The sequence below is a fragment of the Arthrobacter sp. E70 genome, from assembly GCF_058266945.1.
Genome location: NZ_JBYQFR010000044.1, coordinates 1 through 445, shown reverse-complemented (window position 1 = coordinate 445; position 445 = coordinate 1). Strand labels below are relative to the sequence as shown.

1 protein-coding gene and 1 pseudogene are annotated in these 445 nt (G+C 70.1%); both read right to left on the bottom strand.

Annotated elements, in window-relative coordinates; all coding sequences use genetic code 11:
- Nucleotides 1-165 (bottom strand): phage holin family protein (locus tag AC3IMC_RS20460; protein WP_490920729.1); only part of this gene is annotated, 165 nt, incomplete at its 3' end.
- Nucleotides 162-445 (bottom strand): annotated as a pseudogene (locus AC3IMC_RS20455) (hypothetical protein); the annotation flags it as partial. The gene AC3IMC_RS20460 and the pseudogene AC3IMC_RS20455, both read right to left, overlap by 4 nt.

Genomic DNA, 445 nt, shown 5'->3' with positions numbered 1-445 from the left:
GGCGCGGGTGGCTGACTGTTTGGCTTCGGCCTTGGCCAGTTCCACTTCCTGGCGCATCAGTGTTGACAGGTCGCGGGTGACGTCCCCGAGCAGCTCGCCCAGCGACGCGGTATCGGCCTTCACGTGCGCCGCGCTCGGCGGCGTCTCAGGAATCTGGCTGCTCACAGCTGGCGTCCTTCCCTCGTCCCCCCGGTGCCGAACGGCTCTTCGCCGGGGGCGTAGACGCCGTTCTCGGCGCGGTAGGGATCGTCCTCGTAGCGCAGCGGCGTATCTTCGGCGGTGCCGGCCGGCAAAGTGCTGGTGGACACCGGCGTGGCGCTGCCAACGACCGGTTCGTTGAAGAGGTCGTCCGTACCGGCCGCGTAGACGGTTTCATTGTGGATGGGAGCCACCGGCGCGGAGTGCCGGGGCTGCTGCGGCCGGCCGGCCTGGACCTGCCCCTGGG